The following is a 446-nucleotide window of genomic DNA, read 5'->3' as shown; positions in this document are numbered from 1 at the left end:
CCGCGACGAACGCCACCATGACCTTGTCGCTGCGCACCTGGTCTTCCAGGCGGCGCAGCTTCTCCTGGATGGCGGCATCCATCAGGGCATGCGAGGACATCCATTCGCCCAGCTGCTTCAACTGGAGCGCGAACGCGCGCCGCCAGGCGCCATGCTGGTCGAATTGCTCGTTGAAAGAAGGTCCCACGGTGCTCCTGGAGATGGATGCTGCATCCCGGCTGCGCCGGCAAGGTCAAAATATATCAGCACCCCGGCCGGCATTGCCTCCGTAGATCAGGGCTTCTGGCACTGGATGCAATAGTACGTGCTGCGCTGGCCCTGCCGGATCGCGCGGATCGGCGTGCCGCAGGTGCGGCACGGCAGGCCCTCGCGGCCGTAGACGTGCGCCTCCAGCTGGAAATGCCCGGCGTTGCCGTCCACCCCTGCGAAGTCCCGCAGCGTACTGC

The 446-nt window shown here is 65.9% G+C and carries 2 protein-coding genes; both read right to left on the bottom strand.

All coding sequences use genetic code 11. The features are described 5' to 3' along the window. Positions 1-187, bottom strand: a 187-nt coding sequence (locus E4T88_RS18935) for a hypothetical protein (RefSeq protein WP_135107573.1), incomplete at its 3' end; no start/stop codon positions are given. An 86-nt stretch (positions 188-273) separates the two neighbouring features. Next, positions 274-420 carry a zinc finger domain-containing protein gene (locus E4T88_RS18930; RefSeq protein WP_497707126.1) on the bottom strand — a complete coding sequence of 49 codons (147 nt, stop codon included), beginning with the start codon at positions 418-420 and terminating at the stop codon, positions 274-276. Between the last annotated feature and the right edge of the window lie 26 nt (positions 421-446).

This window comes from Dysgonomonas mossii, from assembly GCF_004569505.1.
Lineage (GTDB): Bacteria > Bacteroidota > Bacteroidia > Bacteroidales > Dysgonomonadaceae > Dysgonomonas.
The sequence above is the reverse complement of the archived record's forward strand: the minus strand, read 5'-3'. Positions and strand labels throughout refer to the sequence as shown.